This is a genomic window from Streptomyces sp. NPDC059832 (assembly GCF_042731715.1).
In the GTDB taxonomy this organism is placed as follows: domain Bacteria; phylum Actinomycetota; class Actinomycetes; order Streptomycetales; family Streptomycetaceae; genus Streptomyces.
Window position 1 is genome coordinate 32,412 of the sequence record NZ_JBHWIY010000028.1, and the last position, 21,346, is coordinate 53,757.

Annotated in this window: 2 protein-coding genes; both read right to left on the reverse strand. The window is 71.9% G+C overall.

Annotated features, from left to right (window positions below; translation table 11 throughout):
* Position 1: 1 nt before the first annotated feature.
* Positions 2-19,354 (reverse strand): SDR family NAD(P)-dependent oxidoreductase, encoded by a 19,353-nt coding sequence (locus ACFV8T_RS34325; protein WP_385335232.1) that lies wholly within the window; start codon positions 19,352-19,354, stop codon positions 2-4.
* Positions 19,351-21,345, reverse strand: a complete 1,995-nt coding sequence (asnB, locus tag ACFV8T_RS34330) for an asparagine synthase (glutamine-hydrolyzing) (RefSeq protein WP_385335234.1) — start codon at positions 21,343-21,345, stop codon at positions 19,351-19,353. The genes ACFV8T_RS34325 and asnB overlap by 4 nt, the downstream gene beginning before the upstream one ends.
* Position 21,346 lies beyond the last annotated feature (1 nt).

Genomic DNA, 21,346 nt, shown 5'->3' on the forward strand with positions numbered 1-21,346 from the left:
TTCATCGGCGGGTGGCATCGACAGAAATGGCCCCTTGTTGCATGCCCATCTCATTCTGGACGGTCGTATGCCACTCGTCCATCATGTGTCGCGCCGTGGCTTCGGTGAATACGTTTGCGTCGTATTTGAGGAATACCTTGTAGCCTTCACCCTCCCGATAGAATTCCAGGGAAAGTACATACTCCCCGGCATATGGCAGGTCATCGAACGGGCGCAGGTCCAAATCGCCCTCCGCGGCCGGTGAGTCATCGGTGAGCAGTTCGGCGCCCTCGAAGTTCTGGAACAGGAAGTTCGTCAGGACCAGCGGTTCGTCGTCGGTGCCCAGCGCTCGGGCGATTTCCCGCAGTGGGTAGGCGCCGTGTTCGATACCGGCCACCATCGTGCGCTGCACGGACGCGAGCAGCTCGGGGAAGCTGCCGGTGGCTGTGCACCGAAGGGGCAGGCAGTTCGCGAACTGGCCGACCACGTCCCGGAACCGCTCCTCGTAGCGGGCAGCCGCAGTCATGCCCAGGACCAGGTCGTCCTGTCCGGTCAGCCGGTGCAGGAACCGTACGAACGTCGTGAACAGCACCGTGGCGACACTGACCCGGTGGTCCCGTGCCGTGCCGGCGAGTGCGGCGGCCAGCGCCGGCGACAGCTTCTCCCGCATCACCTCCACTCGGGGCAGCCGCTTTGGGTCGTAAGGACGGTCGTAGGGCAGCGCGAGCGCCGTGCGAGGTCCCGCCAGCTCACGGAGCCAGTAGTCCCGGTGCGGCGCTGCCCGTACACCGTCGAGCAGCGCTTCTTCCCAGGTGACGAAGTCGCCGTAGGGGGTGCGGCCCGGCCCCCCCTCGCCCCGGTAGGCCGCTTTGAGCGTACGGATCAGGACGGCCGTCGACGTGCCGTCCAGCAGGATGTGGTGCGCGGTGAGCAGCAGCAGCCGTCGTCGTCCGGGGAGGGAGACCAGGTGGGCCCGGACCAGTGGACCGGTCGCCAGGTCGAACGGGACGTCGGCCAGGTCCCGCAGCGCGGCCAGTTGAGCCTCGCGCGAGGTGGCCGTGAGGGTGACCCGGTCGAACGACGGGGCCCTGGTCGGGACGATGTCCATGTACGGCATGCCGTCCCGCTCACCGAAGAGTGCACTCAGCACCGGGTGGATCTCCGTCTGCGCGCGGACCGCCCGTTCCAGGGCCGTCTCGTCCAGGTCGCCGTGGAGCTCGAAGAGCAGCGGGAGGTTGTAGGCGGCCGACTCCGGTTGGCGTTGCTGGTCCTGGTACATGGTCAGCTGACCGCGGGAGAGGTTCCACCGTTCGCTTGCCGGGCCCGCGAAGTGGGAGGTCAGGCCGTCGATGGAGACGATGTCGAAGAGCAGGGTGGCGGGGATGTCCGCGCCGAGGTCCTCGCGCAGGGCGCTGGTGAGTTGGAGGACGAGGAGGGAGTCCAAGCCGTAGGCGGTGAGTGGGGTCGAGGGGTCGATCCGGTCGGCGGGGATGCCCAGGACGGCGGCGGCCTTGTCGAGGAGGAGCGTGCTCAGGCCGGATCGCGTCGTCGGTGCGGGGGAGGGGGCGGGCCCGGTCCGCTCGGTCGGGGGGCTCACGGCCGTGCCGCGGGGCCCGGACATCGGGGCGGCCGCAGGACGTGTGGACGGGGGATGCGGCGAGGGAGTCGCGGCGGGTGTGGGCTGCGGTTGCGGCGCCGGCCGCTCCGCGCCACCGGCTGCGGGCCGCGCGCTTCCCTCCGCCACGGCCCGGCTCCGCTGCCGGGCCACCCCGTCGCTCTCCGCCGCGATGATCTGCTGCCCCAGGGGGAGCGCCTGCGACAGCGGGAACACCACGGTGCGGAAACCCTCGCCGGCCAGCACCTCCCGCCAATTCTCCGGCGAGAGCGCGGGGGAGCCCGGAATGCGCAGCGACCGGTCGTCGAACAGCCACCAGCCTTCGAGCAGTCCGAACGTGACATGGCTGAACAGGTCGAACGCCGACAGCTCGTTCAACAGCAGCCATCCGCCGGCCCGCAGGGCGGCCTTGGCGTTGCGCAGGGTGGTGCGGGTGTCCCTGGTCGCGTGCAGCACGTTGGCGGCGATCACGAGGTCGAAACGCCCCTCGGCGATGTCCTGCCCGGCCAGCGGCTGTTCGATGTCGAGCAGCCGGCAGTCCAGGTACGGCACGTCCGGCCCGTAGGTGGCACGCGCGTGGTTGAGGAACGCCTTGGACAGGTCCGTGTAGAGGTAACTCTCGATGCTGTCCTGGTACGGCTTCAGCGCGGCGAACATCCCCGCGCTGGTCCCGCCGGTACCGGCGCCGATCTCCAGGATCCGCAGCCGCGCGCCGGGTTCCCGGTGCAACCGCTCCGAGACGACGGTGACGGCGGCCCGTGCCATGGCACGGTTGAACACGTCGGCGACATGATTGTCCCGGTAGCAGCCCTCCACCAGTTCCATGGAACCGCGCGGGAAGATGACATCGGTGGGCCGGGTCCGGCCGGTGAGGATGTCCGGCAGCGTGGTGAGCGTGGCGGAGGCCAACCGCAGCTCGGCCCTGCGGTCGGGGTCGGCCGACCACAGCGTGCACTGCCGGTCCCACTGCCCGAGCACCTCGTCCACCGGCCCGGCCGGCACCAGGACGCGCCGGGCGTGCTCCCACCACGCGGCGTAGGACGGCAGGACCGTCGTGGGGTCGAGAAGCGCCACCTGCGCCGAAAGGACCTTGGCCAGCCACGGATCGCGCTCGGTCCGGCGCCACCGCACGACCTCGTCCATGCGGTCGTCCGCGCCGTCGGACGCGGTCAACAGCTCGCCGCTGACCCGTGACGGCGTCGGTTTGTGCACGGTGACCTCGGTGGCGCGGTCGAAGTGGGACAACGTGTTGTGCTGGTTCGTCTTGACGAACGCGAGCTGCCGCTGGTCTCCGCCGAGCAGCGCGTCCATGGCGGCGAGCCCCTCATGCGGCTCGATCGACACCAGCCCCGCCCGGCCCATCCGCTCCCGGTAGAACGCGGACGTGACGCTCCCCAAGGTGCCCCACCAGCCCCAGTTCATGACCCTGACCGGTGTGTCCCAGTGCGCGCCGAGCGCGTGTGCATAGGCGTCGCTGAAGGTGCACCCGGCCGCGTAGTTGCCCTGGCCGGCCGCCGTGGTGAAGGACTGCATCGACGACAGCAGTACGGCGAAGTCCAGTCCCGCACCGTCGAAGACCTCGGCCATCGCGGTCGTGACGTCGACCTTGGCCCGCAGCGCAGTGCGGAGCGCGGCCTCGTCCATCCTGGCGAGCGTGCTGTCCCGCAGCACGAGGGCGGCCTGCACCACCCCGTGGATCTGCGGATGGCGCCGCCTGATCTCCGCGACGGCACGGCGCAGCGCGGCCGGGTCCCCGGCGTCGGCGCTGAGATAGCCGACCGTGCCGCGCCCGGTGACGGAGCGGAGCTTCTCCGTCACGGACGCGTCGTGCGGGCTGCGGCCGATCCACATGACGTGTGCGCCGTAGCGCTGCACCATGTGCCGGGTCCAGGCCGTGCCCAGGCCGCCGGTACCGCCGATCACGACGTAGACGCCGCCCTCGCGGTACACCGGTTGTGCCGGTGCCGCACACGGTGCCCAGCGCCGGGTGAGCCACTGTCCGGCCCGTCGGACCCACGCGTCGTCGGGTGACCGGGCGGGCAGGGCCGCGAGGTCGGCGGGCCACTCGGGGCCGTCGAGGTCGACGCGGCGCACGGTCCACTGCGGGTACTCCCGTCCCAACGACCCGAACAGGCCGTGCAGTCCGGCGTGCGCCGGCTGGACGGCGTCCTGGGCGTGGGTGGCGAGCGCACGCGTGGTGATCAGGGTGATCCCCAGTGGCCGGGCGTCGTACCCGGCACCGATCAGTGCCTTGATCATGCGGAAGGCCGGGACGACGCCCTCGTCCTGGGCCGCCGCGTACCCGGCGGCGTCGGTGGGGTCGAGGGCGGGCTCGGGCGCGGCCCAGACCAGGTGGTCGACCGGCCCGAGGTCACGGAGCGCATCGGTCACCTCCTCGACGGTCGCCGATGGCGGCAACGGCCAGGGCAGGGCGGTTTCCAGCGCGCCGGGCCGGCCGACGACCAGCACCCGGTCCGCCGCTTGCGGCACGGGCGCCTCGGACGCGGTGACCGGATCCCACACGGGCGCGAACAGCGCCGCGGGCTCGGCCCGTCCGGCCCTCGGGGCGGTGCGGCGCGCGGAGTACCCGGTCAGCCGTACGCAGACCTCGCCGTCGGCGTCGACCAGGTCGACGTCCAGCTTGCCCAGCGGCCCGGACGCGACGCCCCGCACCACTGCCCACATCGTCGGCGTGCACGGCGCGAACAGGTCGAGCTGTTCCAGGGCGAACGGCACGGCAGTGTCTTCCAACGCGGTGAGGTGGGCCGCGACCGACGCCTGGATCGCCGAGTCCAGCATCGCGGGCGTCAGCACCCCCGGCTCCGCCGACCCGGGCAGCACCAGTTCGGCCAACACGGTCCCGGCGCCGACGTGCGCCTGCCGGATCGCTCGCAGGGTCGGCCCGTGCTCGATGCCCTTCGCCGCCAGGGCCTCGCGGATCCGGTCTGCGGACACGGTGTCCGGGCAGTCCGCGCGCAGTGCGGCGAGGTCGACCCGTGCCGGGCGCGGGGCGTCGGACGGGGCGATGCCGCCCTCACAGCAGACGGTGTGGCCCGTGGTGATCGCGAATCGTCGACCGCCCTTGCCGGCCGCGCGTACCTCGACCCGTACGTCGACCGGATCGTCCGCGACCTCCAGCGGCTGCACCCACGTCACGTGGCGCATCCGCACCGTCCGGGCGCCCACTGCCATGCGTGCCAGTTCGAGATGGGCGACCGCGGGCAGGATGTGGCGGCCCTGCACCACGTGGTCGCGCAGCAGGCCGTCCGTACGCGTCAGCGTCACCCGTGCGACGCCGGTCGCGGGCCAGTGCCGGTCGCGGGCGAAGGGGTAGGTCGGCAGCGGGATGCGCCGGCCCCGGGCGGGCATCCGGTCGTCGTCGGGCCTGCGGGCCGGGAGCGTCCCGTCGAGGACCTGGAGCAGTTCGCCGGGATCACGGACCACGCAGGCGAACCGGTGCGCGAGACGCGCCCTCCCGACAGCCAGCGTGTACGCGAGGTCGCCGAGGTCGAGGGGCGCCTCGGCGCGGATGTGCGCCGCCAGCCGGCTCCGCTGTTCGGCGAGTTGCTGCTCGGTGCCGGCCGACAGCACCACCACGTGTTCGGCCTGCTGCGTCGTGGCGCGGGCCACGGGCGGGGCCTCTTCGAGCACGAGGTGCGCGTTGGTCCCGCTGGCGCCGAAGGAACTCACCACCCCGCACCGCGGCACGCCGGCGGGCGACTCCCAGCGCCGGGTGCGGGTGTTCACGTAGAACGGGCTTCCGGCGAGGGAGATCGCCTCGTTGGCCGCCTCGAAGTGCAGCGAGGCCGGGATCTGCCCGTGCTTCATCGCCAGAAGCACCTTGAGCACGCCGGCGACACCGGCCGCGAACTGGGTGTGGCCGATGTTGGTCTTCAGCGAACCGAGCGCACAGTACTCCGACTTGTCGGTGCGGGCGCGGAAGGCCCGGTCGAGCGCCTGGAACTCGATGGGGTCGCCGAGCTTGGTGCCGGTTCCGTGCGCCTCGACGAGTCCGATGCGCTCCACGTCGACGCCGAACTGCTCGTACACCTCGCCGAGCAGGGTCTCCTGGGACACCGAACTCGGCGCCGTGATGCCGTTGGTGGCACCGTCCTGGTTGACCCCGCTCGCCTTGATCACGCCGTGGATGTGGTCGCCGTCGGCCAGCGCGTCCGCCAGGCGTTTGAGTACGACGACGCCGACGCCCTCGCCGGGTACGAACCCGTCGGCGCGGTGGTCGAAGGTGTGGCAGCGGCCGGTCGGCGAGAGCATCCCGGCGCGGCCGGCGAGCCCGTACAGCCGTGGCGTGGACTGGAGGAACACCCCGCCCGCCAACGCCATCGACGTCTCACCGGACCGGAGGTCCTTGCAGGCCAGGTCGATCGCCACGAGCGAGCTGGAGCACGAGGTGTCGACGGCGATGGCCGGCCCCTTGAGGTCGAGGAAGTAGGAGACCCGGCTGGGGATGACCGACGTCATGTTGCCCCACAGGGCCTGCGCCGGTGCGTCCTGGTCGAGGAGCCCCTGGTAATCGCCCGCCCACGCCCCGACGTAGACGCCGCAGCGCTGCCCGCCCGTCCGGCCCGCGTAGCCGGCGTCCTCCAACGCCTTCCAGGACTCTTCGAGCAGCAGCCGCTGCTGGGGATCCATCACGGCGGCTTCGGTGCCGGAGATGCCGAAGAACATCGCGTCGAACTCGTCGATGCGGTGCAGGAAGCCGCCCCGGGTGCAGGCGCTCAGACCGTCGAGGTCGAACCGGGTCGCCTCGGTGACCAGGTCGTCGCCGTTGACCAGATGCGTCCAGAGTCCGTCGAGCGAGTCGGCGCCGGCGAACCGGCCGCTCATGCCGATCACCGCGATCGGTCCGCGCTCCCCGTCCGCCGAACGGCTTTCCCGGTGCTCGTTCCTCATGGAGGCGGGCGCCACGACCGGTTCCGGGACGGTCTGTGGACCTGACGTCGAGTCCGGGACGTCCTCGGTACAGACGATGGTGTCCCCGTACTCGGCGAGCAGATGCGCGGCCAGCCGGTCGGCCGAGCTGAAGTCGAAGACCACGCTCGTCGGCAGGTCCAGCGACAGTGCGTCGTTGAGCTGGTGCACCACACGGATCGCGAGGATCGAGTCCAGGCCGTAGTCGGCGAACGCCTGCCCGCCGTCGATCTCGTCGACCCGCAACGCCAGCGCGCGGGCGATCTTGTCCCGCACCACGGCGGGCACCAGTTCGTCCGGACTCCGGTGCGTGACCACGGGTTCGGGGACCGGAGCAGGCACCGGAGCAGGCACCGGCGCGGGCCCCGGGCCGGTCAGGTCACCGATCCAGAAACGCTCCTTGGCGAACGGGTACGTCGGCAGGGACACCGGTCGGCGCGGCACCCCCTGGTGCAGGCGTGCCCAGTCCACCTCGGCGCCCGACGCCCACAGCGCCGCGACCTCGGAGAGCTTGCCGGCGGCGAGCCACCGCTGCACCAGCAGTTCCTGGAGATCGCTGTCGCCGGTGAGCTCCGCGAGCAGACCACCCTCGGCCTCGACGGTGCCCCGGTGCCCCCGGCCGGCCCTCAGACCACTCCTCAGCTCAGCGGTCGAGGACACCGCGAGCGCGTACCGCTCGGGCATCGCCTCCCGGCCGACCTGGAGCGTGAAGGCCAGGTCGGCGAGGTCGGTGTCAGGGCGGCGGTCGAGGAAGGAGGCCAGCCTGTCGACGGACGCGGTGAGTTGCTCGGGCGTCCTCGCCGAGAGGACGACGATCTGCGCCGCGCTGCTTGTCGCACCGTCAGTGGGCTGCACGGGATACTCCTCGACGATCAGGTGCGCGTTCGAGCCGCCGGCACCGAAGGAGGACACCGCCGCGATCCGCGGGCCGTCGGAGTGCCAAGGGCTCAGCTCACGCTGGAGCCGGAACGGGGTCGATGCGAAGTCGATGTTCGGGTTGGGCTCGTCGGCGTGCAGGCTCGGCACGAGCTGCCGGTACCTGAGCTGGAGCAGGACCTTGGTCAGACCGGCCACCCCGGCCGCGGCTTCCAGGTGGCCGATGCCCGACTTCACCGAGCCGATCGCGCAGTACTGCCGGTCCGCGGTGTCCTGTTCGAACGCCCTGGTCAGGCCCGTGATCTCGATCGGGTCGCCCAGTTCGGTGCCGGTGCCGTGTGCCTCGACGTAACCGACCTGCCGGGCGGAGACACCGGCCCGGTCCAACGCCTGCCGGATCAGGGCGGCCTGGGCGACCGGGCTCGGCACGGTGTAGCCGGTGGTGCGGCCGCCGTGGTTGACGCTGGAGCCTCGGATCACCGCGAGCACGCGGTCCCCGTCGGCCTCCGCGCGCGACAGCGGCTTGAGCAGCACACACCCGACGCCTTCACCGGGGACGAAGCCGTGACCGCCGGCGCCGAAGCTACGGCAGCTGTGGTCGGGCGAGAGCATGCCGGAGCGGCACAGTTCGACGTAGTCCAGCGGGTGCGTGTAGAGGTTCACGCCGCCGGCGAGCGCCACCTCGCACGCGCCGCGCCGGAGTTGCTCGCATGCCTCGTGGATAGCGGTCAGCGACGCCGAGCACATCGTGTCGATCGTCTGACTCGGTCCGCGCAGGTCGAGCAGGTAGGAGGCGCGGGCGCTCAGCGAGGCGAACGACAGGCCGGGCACCACGAGTTCGCCGGAGGGCAGCCGGCCCACGCCGTGCCGGGCGTGGCCGACCTTGGTGACGCCGGCGAACACCCCGACCCGGTGGTCGTGGCGTTCGGCGAGGCGTGCCCTGGTGTAGCCCGCGTCCTCCAGCACCTCCCACGCGGCCTGCACGAAGAGCCGCTCCTGCGGGTCCATGGCGTACGCGTCCCGGGGGGCGATGCCGAAGAACCTGGGGTCGAACGCCGCGAAGTCGTCGAGGAATCCGCCCCACTTGCTGTAGCTGCGACCGGTGGCGACCGCGGTGTTGCGGTCCGGTTCGAAGAAGCCGTCCAGCGGCCAGCGGTCGATCTCACGGATGCCGTCCAGGCCCGCCTTGAGGTTGTCCCAGAACTGTTCCGGGCCGGCGGCGCCCGGGTAGCGCCCGCTCAGCCCGATGACCGCGATCGGCTCCTCGGCGCGGGCCGTCGGCATGTCCGTGCGGACGGCCCGCCGCTCGGCGCCGACGGCGCGTTGCTCGGTAGGGACGGCCCGCTGCGCGGTGCCGGCCACCGGCTGTCGGGTGTGGACGTGCGGTTCGCCGGTGGCGGCCGGCCGTGGGTGCGCCGGCTCCGCGCCGTGGCCGGCGAGTCGGTCGGCCACTGCCCGCAGCGTCGGCTGCTCGTAGAAGAGCGTTGAAGAGACGTGGGGACGGGTCTCGGCCAGCGCCCGGTTGAGCTGGAGGACCATCACCGACTCCAGGCCGATCTCGGCGAGTGGGCGGTCGGGATCCACCGCCTCCGGCGCGAGTTTGGTGACCTCGGCGAACAGGGTGAGGAGGTGGTTGAGGACGGTCGTGTCAGTGGTGGGCGCCGCGGGCGTCGCGGGCGTCGCGGGCGTCGCGGGCGTCGCGGGCACCTCGGGCGTCGCGGGCACCTCGGGCACCTCGGGCACCTCGGGCGCCGCAGCCGGCGCTCCGGTCGGCACGCGGTCCGGATCGCCGTGGTGCACCCACACCTGGTCCGCTCCCGTGTGCCAGGCGTCGCTCAGCGCCCTGAACCCCTCCTCCGTGGGCATCGGCGCGAGCCCCCGGTCCGCCCACAGGTACGCCCGCGTGCGGTCGCTCACCCGCATGCCGCCGTCCTGCCACAGCGGCCAGGCGAGGGAGAGCGTGCGCCCGCGGCGACGTCCGTCCGCGACCCAGGTGTTGCGTACCGCGGCGAACGAGTCGAGGCAGGCGTTGGCGGTGGCGTAGTCGGACTGCCCGGGGTTGCCGGTGATCGCGGCGCCCGAGGAGAACGCGAGCACGAAATCCAGCGGACAGTGCTCGGTGGCCCGGTCGAGGTGGACGAGGCCGTCCGCTTTGGCCGCGAGCACGTCGTCCCACTGTTCGGCGGTCTTCTCCGCGAGCAGCGCATCCCGCACCACGCCGGCGGCGTGCACGATTCCGTTCACCTCGCCGGCCTCGGCGACGAGATGGCGCACTTCTTCCCAGCGGGAGACGTCGGCGCGCACGTACCGCGCCACCGCTCCGGCCTGCCGCAGGTCGGCGAGAAGGCGCTCGATCCGGTCGTCGCCCGGTGACCGGCCGGCGAGCACGAGGGTCGGCCGCCGCACGTCGGCGGCAATCCGGCGGGCCGTCAGGGCACCGATGCCACTGGCGCCGCCCGTGATGAGATATACGCTGCCGTCCCGCCAGGGTGCCGAGGAGCCCGTGCCGCGAGGCGCCGGGTCCCAGGTCAGCGTGTGCCGGACACCGCCGCGGTGGACGACGAGGTCATCCGCGGTGGTCGCGTTCTCCGCCACGACAGCGGCCACGTCGACACCGCCGTCGCCCTCGGCATCGTCGATGACGATGACCTGGCCGACGATCCGCGGGTTCTCCTTGGCGACGGTCCGCAGCAGCCCGGACAGGGCGGGGGTGTCGGTGACGACCTGGACCAGTGTGGTGCCGTGCCGGTCGTCGAGGCCCTGGAGGGCCTTGGCCACCTGCCACGACAGGTCACGGAACCGGCTCTCCGGCCGCTGCTTGGCGGTCTCCAGGCGGATGGCTCCGGGCACCGAACCCGCACCCCCGCACAGGATGACGACGCGCCGGTCGTACCGTTCGGTCGAGGCGGCGGGCGTCGGCGTCCACCGCGGAGTCAGCAGGACCGTGCCACTCGCCCTCCCGGTGCTCTCCCCCTTTTCGCCCTCCTCCTGCTCCCTCTCCTTCCCCGTGCTTTCCTTCTCCGTGCTTTCCTTCTTCGCGCCTTCCTTGTTGGTACCGGGGAACCAGAACCGGTCGCGGGCGAAGGGATAGCCGGGCAGGTGCGCGCGACCGGGCGTCGGGCCGTCGGACACCGCACGCCAATCGACGGTGGCGCCGCCGGTCCACCGCCCGATCAGGTCGCCGCCGTCCCCACGGTCGCCGGTGGTGACGAACGCCCGCAGCCTGTCGACGAGTTCGGCGCGCGAGGAGACGACCCAGCCGCCCCGCTCCGCCATCTCCTCACGGCCGACCTGCAGGCTCCACGCGACGGACCGGAGCGGTACCTCGTCCGACTCCTCCAGGTAGGCCAGCAGATCCCGGGCGCGCTCGGTCAACTGCCGCGCGGTGCGTGCCGAAAGCGGCACCGCCACACTCCCGCCGGCCCTCTCGTGCTCCGTGTCCTGGCCGCCGGGCACGTACTCCTCGACGACGACGTGGGCGTTGGCGCCACCGAAACCGAAGCTGCTCACCCCGGCGCGCCGCGGTGCCACACCGCCCTCACGGTTGCGGGGCCGCGGCCAGGACGTGTTCTCCCGCACGATGTGGAACGGACCACCGTCCAGTTCGATGTACGGGTTGACCTGCCGGAGGTGCTGAGTCGCCGGCAGCACCCCGTGCCGGAGCGCGAGCAGCACCTTCAGCAGCCCGGCGATGCCCGCGGCTGCCTCCAGGTGACCGATGTTGGTCTTGACCGAACCGAGGCCGCACGCACCGTCGTCGCTCCGCCCCAGCCGGCGGAACGCCGTGCGCAGCGCACGCACCTCCACCGGATCGCCGAGGGCCGTACCGGTGCCGTGTGTCTCGATGTAGCCGATGGTGTCGGGATCGAGGTCGCCGACGGCGGTTGTCACGAGCTCGGCCTGGGCATCGGCGTTGGGCGCGGTCAGCGAGTTCGCCCGGCCCCCGTGGTTGAACGCGCTTCCCCTGAGCACTCCGAGGATCGCGTCACCGTCGCGCTCCGCTGCCGCCAAGGGCTTGAGCACGACCGCCCCGACCCCTTCGCCCCGCACATAGCCGTTCGCGTCGGCGTCGAAGGTCTTGCACAGGCCGTCCGGGCTGAGCATGCCCGCACGGTGCGCGCTGACGAACGTGTCCGTATGGAGCAGCACGTTCACCCCGCCCGCGACGGCCATGTCGCACGCGCCGGAACGGATCGCCTCCATCGCGCGGTGCACCGCCACCAGCGAGCTGGAGCAGGCCGTGTCGATCGGTTCGCTCGGGCCGCGCACGTCGAGCAGGTACGAGATGCGGTTGGCGAGGATCGAGTGCGTCGTCCCGGTCGAGGTGAACGCGTCCGGTGCCACTCCGAGCGCGGTCAGGAGGGTCGCGTAGTCGTTGCCCGTGACGCCGATGAACACGCCCGTGCGGGCCGGCAGGTCGGCCGGCCGGTACGCGCTGTCCTCCAGCGCCTGCCACACCGTCTCCAGCGCCAGGCGGTGCTGGGGGTCCATCAGCTCGGCCTCGCGCGGCAGGACGCGGAAGAACTCGGCGTCGAAGGCGTCGACGTCTTCCAGGGCACCGATCCGCTGGGGGAAGTCCTGGGCCTTGAGGGCCCTGCGGTGGTCCGCGTCGTACCGGTGCCAGGGGAACGCGGTGACGGAGTCCTTGCCCGCCACCAGGTTCGCCCAGTACGCGTCCAGATCGCGGGCGCCCGGGAAGCGCCCCGCCGCGCCGATGACGGCGACCGGCATGCGCGGATCGGACGCGGCCCGTCCTGGCTGCGGCTGCTCGACCTCGCTCCGGACAGGTGGCGTCTCCGCCTCGACCAGGACAGGCCGGGACTCCACCTCCACCGTGACACCGTGTTCGTCGGCCAGGTGGGCGCCCAGCCCTTCCAACGTCCTGACATCGAAGAAGACCGCCGGGCTGACCTTGACGCCGAACCGCTCGTGGATCTCCTGCGCGAAGGTCACCAGCGAGATCGAGTCAAATCCGAACGCGTCCAGACCGGTACGTGGATCGAGCTCCTCCGCCTCGAACTTGAGGAGGCCGGCGGCGATGGAGCGCAGGGCCTCGACCAGCGCGGACCCGTCCGGTGCGGACCCGTCCGGCGCGGACCCGCCCGGCGCAGCCGGCCGCGTGACCGCCGCTCCCCGGGCGGCCGGCTCCGGGGCGGTCCGCGGCACCGGCCGTACGGCCGGCTCCGCGCCGTCGACGCCGCGCCGCACCCCGCGCAGCTCGCCGACCACCTCACCCGTCTCCCCGACCAGCTCGATCCGGTCGTCCCCGAACACCACATGGGTGACCGCCGCCCCGGCCCGCACGTGGATCTCCGCGATGTGGTTGAGCGCGACCCGGGGCCAGTCCGGCACCCCGGTGCGCTTGGCCTCCCACTGCACACCCTGCGCGATCACGACGAGCACGAACGGCTCGACGGTGATGTTGCGCCGGACGTGGTCCTGCTGGAACGCGGGCCGGCCGACGCTCAGCACGGTCCGGCCGTCCGAGGCGCGGAACACGCCGTCGACCGCGCACGCCGTCGTATTGAAGTCCAGCCCGCCGGTGGCCAGTTCGGCCAGGAACTCCTCCCGCGTGCGGACCGGCCGCAGCCCGGACAACTCGATCCGGCCCGACGGCGCCGTGGCGGCCCGCACGGTGAACTCCACAGCCGCCGACCCGTCCTCGGTCCGGACGGTGCCGTGACCGTCGGCGAATTCCGTGACCAGCCGCTCGGTCGCGGACCAGTCGATCGGCCGCAGCACGCGGAGGTCGTGGACGGACGCCGGCTCGGCGAACCCGCTGACCTTCGCGGTGGCCAGCGCGAGGTCCACGGCGAAGGCCGGCGCGATGGCGGGCACCTTGTCCAGGCGGTAGCCGTAGTCGAGCAGGTCGGCGAGGCGGACGTCCACGCCGTAGCGCAGGCCGCGGACATCGGACTCGTTGCGCCCCAGGAACGGGTGCAGCCGCTCCCGCAACGCCAGCGGGGCCAGCACGGTCGGCGCGCCGTCGGTCGGCTCGACCCAGCAGCGCACCTTCTCGAACGGGTACGGGGGCAGCGACACCCGGCGCTCTGCCGGCAACCGTTCCCAGTCGACGCTCCTGCCGGCGACCCAGGTCGCGGCGAGCTCGTGCGCGGGCAGGTCCCGCCGGCCGGCGAGATAGCCGTCCACGGCTGCCAGCGCCGACCGTTTGTCCGCTGCTACGAACGCCCAGCGGTGGGGCAGCTCGTTCTTGCCGACCCGCAGGGTGAACGCGATGTCGGGCAGGTCGGTCTCCCGCGCCCCGCCGAGGTAGGAGCGGAAGGCGGCCAGGTAGCGCCCGAGCGCTGCTTCGTTCATCGCCGAGAACACGAACAGCTGCTCGCCGAACGGCTCCCGGCGCACCGGGCGTTCGGGGTATTCCTCCAGGATGATGTGCGAGTTCATCCCGCCGGCGCCGATCGAGGTGACGCCGGCCCGCCGGGGCAAGGGCACCTGCCGGCCGTCGGCCGAGGTGACCGTCGGCCTCCAGTCGGCCACCGACTGCTGTACCCAGAACGGCGTGTCGGCGAAGTCGATGTCCGGGTTGAGTTCCGCGCTGTGCAGGGACGGCAGCAGCTTGCCGTGCCGGAACTGGAGCAGCACCTTGGCCAGACCGATCATGCCGGCCGCCGCGAGCAGGTGCCCCATGTTGGACTTGACGGAGCCGAGCGCGCAGAACTGCCTGGCCGCCGTGTACTTCCGGTACGCCGACGTCAGCGCCCGGACCTCGATCGGGTCGCCCAGCGCGGTGCCCGAGCCGTGCCCCTCGACGTAGCTGATCGTCCGCGGGTCGACACCGGCGTCGTCCAGGGCCTTCTCGATCGCGCGCGCCTGCATCACCGGGTTCGGCACGGTGAAGCCGTTGCGGGTACCGGAGTTGGACAGGGCGGTGCCCCGGATCACTGCGTACACCTGGTCGCCGTCGCGCTCGGCGTCGACCAGCGGCTTGAGCACGACCGCGCCGACGCCCTCACCGAGGATGGTGCCGTCCACACCGTGGCCGTAGCTGCGGATCACGTCGGAGGTGCCGGTGGTGAAATGCTCCTGCGACGAGGTGATGAGGTTGTACGGGTGCAGCATCAGGTTGATGCCGCCGGCGACCACCATCCGGCACTCGCCGGACCGCAGCATCTGCACGGCCTGGTGCACGCACGTGGACGAGGCCGAGCACATGGTGTCCACGAAGATCGATGGCCCGGTCAGGCCGTAGAAGTAGGACAGCATGTTGGGGATCGTGCCCGTGTAGCTGCCGCTCTGCGGGGCGCCGCGGGTGAGACTGTTCTGGAAGCCGTACAGGTTGTAGTGGTTGCTCATGGTCCCCACGAGCACGCCGACATCGCCCTGGTAGCGGCGGTGGATGGTCTCCCGCGAGTAGCCGGCGTCCTCCAACGCCTGCACGCCGGCTTGGAGGAAGAGCCGCACCTCCGGGGACATCTGCTCGGCCTCGCGCTTGGAGATGCGGAAGTACCGGGGGTCGAACGTGTCGATGTCGCGGAGGAACGTCCCGGTCCTGATCACGGTCTTGCCCGGCACGGCCCGGTCGCGGTCGTAGACGGCCTCGTGGTCCCAGCGGTCGGCGGGGATCTCCTCGAACACGTGCCGGCCGCTCTCCAGCAGCTCCCACAGCTCGTCCAGGGTCTCGGCACCGGGGTAACGCCCGGACACGCCGACGATCGCGATGTCGTGCCGGTCGTCGCGCTCGGGTTCGCGGACGACGGGAGCGGTGGACTCCGTCCTGCCGGGCTCTGCTGCTTCCGGAGCCACGTCGCCGGACTCCGCCCTGTCGGGCTCTGCTGTTTCGGGCGCCACGCCGCCGGACTCCACCCGGCCGGACTCGACTGCGCGCGGCTCCGCCCGGCCCTCGGACCACGTGGCCGGAGCCGCTGCCGGGACGGCCGGCGCGCCGGCGCCTCCGCTCGCCCCCAGCACGGTTGCCAACTGCTCGGGCCGTGATTCCACGAAGTGCGCCGCCACGTCCGCGATGTTCAGGTACTCGAAGAAGATCGTCTTGGACAGCGGCCCGAACACCTTCTCCAGCCGCGCGGTCACCCCCAGGATGCCCAGCGAGTCGATGCCGTAGTCGATGAGGTTGGCGGTCGTGTCGAGGTCCTCGGGGGCGTGCCGGAGGACCTCGGCGATGATCCCCGTGAGCAGCTCCTCGGTCTGCTCCTGCAGGTTTCCGTCGACGGCGCCACCGGACGACGCCGGGCGGGCCGGCGCGGGGCGGCGCGGCCCGGCGAGGGAGGCCTCGGTGCCGTAGGCGACGACGACGTGGGCGGGGGCGTCGGCGCGCAGGGACCGGCCGAAGGCGCGCAGTCCGTCCTCCGTGGGCAGCGGCTCCCACCCGCGCTCGCGGCGCTGCGACTCGCGGGTGACCTCGTCCGCCGTCATGCCGCCGTCGGCCCACAGCGGCCAGCTGACGGCCACGGTCCTGCCACTGCGCTCGCCCGCGTCGACCAGCGCCTGGCGGTGCTCGGCGAAGGCGTCCAGAAAGGCGTTGGCCGCCGCGTAGTCGGACTGCCCCGGGTTGCCGTAGACACCGGCGACCGAGGAGAACAGCACGAAGAAATCCAGGTCGAGGTGGCGGGTGGCGGCGTCGAGGCAGAGCGCGCCCCGGACCTTCGGCGCGGTCACGCGGCGGACGTCGGTGAGGTCCTTGCGCAGCAGGTACTGGTCGTGCAGCACCCCGGCCGCGTGCACAACGCCGTGGAGCGCACCGTGCTCCCGCAGGATCGTCTCGACCGCGGCGCGCACGGTTCGGGCGTCGGTGACGTCGACCGGCAGGTGGTGTGCGTCGACCCCCTCGGCGCGCAGGGACTCCACGGAGCCGTCCGCGGACCGTCCGCTGAGGACGACTGTCGCCTCCGCACGGCTCAAGTAGCGGGCGAGGTGCGGGCCGATGCCGCCCAGGCCACCGGTCACCCAGTACACGCCCCCGGTCCGCAGCTCCGGCACCTGCGGACCGGCGCCGAGCGGCGTCTCGACGGGCTCGCGTACCTGCCGGGCGCCGTCGGCGGTGTAGCGGACGTCGGTGTCGGCGGAGCCGTCGGCGCACTCCTCGCGCACGATCCGCGCCACCTCTGCCGGGGACGTCGCCTGAAGGCCCGGGATCCGGACCAAGCGGCCCGAGACGAGCGGGTTCTCCAGCGCGACCGTGCGGAACAGGCCCACCAGCGGTGCGTGGAAGTGCGCCGGTACCCGGGCGTCGACCAGTACCACGAACCGGTGCTCGTCCTTGGGACCGGCCGCCAGCAGCCGCTGGACGTCGGCGAACGCCTGGTCGGTCACGGCGTCGATGCCGTCGGCCGGGCGGGCCGGCGCGATCCCCGGCAGGGCCATGGTGTGCGCGGTGCGGGAACCGCCGTCGGCGTTCAGCGGCCGGTCGATCCACCGGGGGATCGCCGTGACGACGCGCGGACCCGCGTCGGTGGTGCGCTGGGCGAGCCCCCGCAGGCCGACGCTCAGTACGCCGTCGCGGTCGCACAGGTCGATGTCGAACGTGGCGAGCGCCCCGGAGCCCCCGCTCCGTCGGACCCACGCCCATGTCTCGGACGGGCAGGGCCGGTGGACCTGGAGCTCGTCGAGGGCGAAGGCCAGCGTCGGGCCGGACGCCTCGCCCATCAGGACCACGGATGTCTGGAAGGCGGCATCCAGGACACTCGGCGGCAGCACGTACCCGCCACCCTCCGTCGGACGGATGCGGACGAGCGCCTCGTCGCGCCCCACCCGGACCTCGCGCAGCGCGCGCAGGGCCGGCCCGTACTCCAGATGCTGGGCACGCAGGCGCGCGTAGATCTCGCCGGTGTCGCGCGAGGTGTGGCAGGACACGCGCAGGGCGTCCAGGTCCAGCGGCGACGGTTCCGGCACCGGGACGACCTCGGCGGATCCCGTGCTGTGGGTCGTCTCACCCTGGAGGAACGCGAAGTCAATGGCGTCACCGCGCGGCGTCAGCCCGATGTGCACCTCGACCGGTTCGTCGACGACGAGCGGCCGCCGCCACGCGACGTCGCGCAGCCGGACCGCCCCGTCCCGCGGCGCCGCGCACTCCACGGCGGCCCGCGCCATCTCCAGGTAGGCGGCCGCGGGCAGCACCCGACGGCCGTGGACCCGGTGTGCGGCGAGGAAGGGCTCGGAGCCGGTGAACACGGAGGTGTAGCGCTGCTGCGCCAGATCGGAGGTGTTCCGGTGGACGAGCGGGTGCAGCGTCGCGGTGTCCGGCATCCCGGACCGCGGCGCCACGTACCAGTGCCGGTCCCGGGCGAAAGGGTAGGCCGGCAGCCGCACGCGGTGCGCCCCGGGGTGCCGGGGCCAGTCGGCGGCCCCGCCGCGCACCCACGACTCCGCCGCGGCCAACACCTCGTGCCCGGCCCCGGCGGGGTTGCGCACCTCACCGTCCGCGACGGACTCCAGCGCGGCGACTAGCTGTTCCCGGTCCGCGACGACGAACGCGGCCCTGGCCCGCATGGGTTCGCGGCCGAACTGGAGCGTGTGGGCGATGTCGGCCGCCGACTGGCTCGGCCGTAGCGTGTGCTCCGGTGCCCGCAGGTGGTCCCGCAACCGCTCGGCCAGCGCGCGCAGCCGCTCCGGAGTCTTCGCCGAGAGCGGGACGACGTGCGGTCCCGGCCTCTCGACGGCCGGCCGCGCGCCGACGTGTTCCTCCAGCAGCACATGGGCGTTGGTCCCACCGAACCCGAACGAACTGACGCCCGCCCGACGCGGCACGCCCTCGCCGGCCGGCCACGGCCGCGTGTCACCGACGATGTAGAACGGACTGCCGTCCAGGTCGATCAACGGGTTCAGGGCCTCGAAGTTGACCGTCGCCGGCAGCACTCCGGCGGCCATCGCGCCGATCACTTTCACCACACCCGCCACACCAGCGGCCGATTCCAGGTGACCGATGTTGGTCTTGATCGACCCGATGCCCGTGCTGCCCGGCCGCGGCCGGGTTCCGTTGGCGTCGTGCAGGCTCTGGAAGGCGCGCTTGAGGCCGACGACCTCGATCGGGTCGCCGACCGGTGTGCCCGGCCCGTGTGCCTCGATGTAGCCCACGGTGTCGGGCGCGATGCGGGCGCGGGTGTGGACCTCCTCGATCAGTGCGGCCTGCGCGGCCGGGTTGGTCACGGTCAGCGAGTTGGTCTTGCCGCCGTGGTTGGTGCCGACGCCCTTGACCACCGCGTGTACCAGGTCGCCGTCCGCCACCGCCTTGGCCAGCGGTTTGAGCAGCAGGACCGCGCCGCCCTCGCCGCGGACGAACCCGTCGGCGCCCTGGTCGAAGGCGTGCGAGGTGCCGGTGGGGGAGAGCATGCCGGCCTTGCTGAACGCCACGAACAGCTTCGGCGACCAGCACAGGTTCACCCCGCCGGCCAGCGCCAGCTCGCAGTCGCCGTTGCGCAGTGCGGTGACGGCCTCGTAGAGCGAGACCAGGGAGCTGGAGCAGGCGGTGTCGTTGGCGATGCTGGGGCCGTGGAAGTCGAAGAAGTAGGACAGCCGGTTGGCGACGACGGAGAACGCCGTGCCGGTCGGGAAATAGCCGTCGGCCGGCACGTCGTCGCGTTCGATCAACTCGGCGTAGTCGGCGTGGGAGACACCCATGAACACGCCCGTGCGGCTGCCCGCGAGCTCGCCCGCCCGGTAGCCCGCGTCCTCGATGGCCTGCCACGCCAGCTCCAGCGCGAACCGCTGCTGGGGGTCCATCGTCTCCGCCTCACGCGGGGAGATGTTGAAGAAGGCGGCGTCGAAGCGGTCGGCGTCCTCGATGAACCCGGCCCAGACACTGTTCGTCTTCTCCTCGTCCTCGCGCGGATCGCCCAAGTAGCGTTCCTTCGACCACCGTTCCGCGGGCACCTCGGTGATCAGCGAGCGTCCCGCCGAGAGGTGGTCGAACAGCTCGGCCAGCGTGTCGGCACCGGGGAACCGCAGGGCGAGACCGGTGATCGCGATGTCGTCGGCACTCATCGGCTCTCCTCCGCTTGCTGCACGGCACGACGGTTGTCCACGGTCACGCGCAGGTTCAGCGTGGCGGTCGACGGGCGGCCAGGCCGACTGCCGTCGCCCCGCACGAACTGCCGATGGAGTACGGCGGTCGTCAGCAGGTAGAGGAAGGCATGGTCCTCCTTGGTGCTGATCTCCTCCACCGGCGACGCCATGACCTTGTTGACCAGGCGGCGGGCGAACTGCTGGTCCACGAAGCCGAGCTCGGCCAACTCGTGGTCGGACAGCAGCAGTTCCAGGTAGTCCGGGCGATTGTCCTTGAACACGGTGCTGCCCGGTGCGCGGTAGGGCTGTTTGGGGCGCCGCGTGGTCCACTCCGGGAGCTCGGCACGGAATGCCTTCTTCAACAGGGCCTTCTCGACCTGACCGTCGTCGTAGCGGAGATTCACCGACGCGGCGGCGCGCACCACGGCCGGGTCGAGGAACGGGCAGCGGTTCTCGACGCCGTGCGCCAGGGCGGCGCGCTCTCCCTGCGTGGACAGAAGGAATCCGGCCAGCAGTGTCTTGTACTCCAGCCACTGGGCCTTGTGCACCGCGGGCATCTGCGCGTAGCCGGGAGTCCCGGCTACGAGGGCAAGCAGGTCGCCGAACGGTTCACGGCCGTCGGTGAGCAGGCGCGCGGCGAACAGGCCGTTCTGGTAACGCATCTCGTGGGAGAACAGACCTGGCAGGCGTTCCACCGAGAACTGCTGGTAGAGCCCGAGCAGGTGGGCCTGGTGGGCGGGGCCGAAGTGCGTCAACTCCGGGTGCAATCCGGCCAGTCGGGTACGGCGCTCGTCATCGGGGAGTTCGTTCCACCGCCGGCGCAGCAGGGTCTCGCGGAAGAGCGAGTAGCCGAGGAACGCCTCGTCGGATCCCTCGCCGCTGAGGATCGTCTTGATGCCGGCGTCGCGGACGTGCCGGGACAACAGGAACATCGGTACGAACGAGGTACGAAAGGTGGGTACCTCGGCGTGGTACACGGCGGACTGGAAGTTGTCGGTGATGTCCGTGCCGGTGATCGCGACGCCGGAGTGCCGGGTGCCCAGGTGCTCGGCGACCAGGCGCTGGCTGTCGGACTCGTCGAAGGTCTTGTCCTGGAACGCCACGGAGAATGTGCGGACCTGGTGCGGGGAGAGCTGGGTGGCCAGTCGCGTCACCACCGAGGAGTCCAGGCCGCCGCTGAGGTAGACGCCGACCTCGACGTCGGAGCGAAGGCGCATCTCCACGCTGGTGTGCAGGGTCTCCCTGATGAGCTCGATCGCCTCGGCCTCGGACCCGTCGAAGCCGGGCACGTCGAAGGAGAGGTCCTCGTAAGGGCGCAGCGAGCGGCGACCCGCGCTGAGGGTCAGCACGGAGCCCATCGGGAGCTGGCGGATTCCCTGGTACGGCGTGCGGTCGGGCAGCGGCGTCCACGTGGCGTAGATCGTGGCCAGTTCCCTCGGATCGAAGGCGAAACGGAACCCGGGGAAGGCGTGGAACGCCTTCATCTCGGACGCGAACAGGAAGTCGCCGCCGTGGTCGGCGTAGAACAGCGGGCGTTTGCCGTAGCGGTCGCGGGCCAGTACGAGGTCGCCGCCGACCGCGTCCCTGATGGCGACCGCGAAGGCTCCGTTGAACCGGGTGAAGCAGTCCGTTCCCCACTGGATCCAGGCCTGGAGTACCACTTCGGTGTCGGAGTGGTCGGTCCGGAACGGGCGGCCGAGGGCTTCCAGTTCCGCGCGGAGCTCGATGTGGTTGTAGAGCTCACCGTTGAAACAGATCCAGTAGCGCTGTGAGGGGTCGGACATGGGCTGCGAGCCGTCGGCGAGGTCCACGATCGCCAGCCGCACCGCCCCCATGGCGATGCCGTCATCCAGGTAGTAGCCGGCCTCGTCCGGCCCGCGGTGACAGATGTTCGACAGCATCGAGGTGATGACCTCGGTGGTGGCACCGGAGTGCAGCGAAGTCGAAAGGAAGCCGGCCAGCCCGCACATG

Coding starts and splice junctions, on each gene's coding strand:
- ACFV8T_RS34325 (WP_385335232.1), bottom strand. CDS start 19,354: ATGAGTGCCGACGACATCGCGATCACCGGTCTCGCCCTGCGGTTCCCC.
- asnB (WP_385335234.1), bottom strand. CDS start 21,345: ATGTGCGGGCTGGCCGGCTTCCTTTCGACTTCGCTGCACTCCGGTGCC.